The sequence below is a fragment of the Paraburkholderia sp. SIMBA_054 genome (assembly GCF_046534875.1).
In the GTDB taxonomy this organism is placed as follows: Bacteria; Pseudomonadota; Gammaproteobacteria; order Burkholderiales; family Burkholderiaceae; genus Paraburkholderia; species Paraburkholderia hospita.
The window spans coordinates 1-256 of the sequence record NZ_JAWRXV010001175.1; the positions used below are offsets into that span (position 1 = coordinate 1).

A 256-nucleotide genomic window follows, 5' to 3' on the forward strand; every position below is an offset into this window, starting at 1 on the left:
GCGCGTCCTGCAAGCCGGTGTGCGCGGTCTGCTCGTTGATCGTTTCGAGCTCGGCGCGCGCGTCTTCCAGCGACGCCGCCACGCGCTCGCTTTGCTCATGCGCGACCTGAATGCTGCGCTTCAATTCGTCGATGCGAGCGGCCATGTTGCGCGCGGCGAAGCGCGCGTCGGTGGCGGCGCGGTCGAGATCGCGCGCCTGTCCGCGGGCCGTGGTCAGCTCTTCGTCGAGCGCCTCGAAAGCCAGTTGATGATCTTC

At 68.0% G+C, this 256-nt stretch carries 1 pseudogene; it reads right to left on the reverse strand.

The features are described from left to right. A pseudogene (locus SB822_RS58845) lies at positions 1–256 on the reverse strand (chromosome segregation protein SMC); the annotation flags it as partial.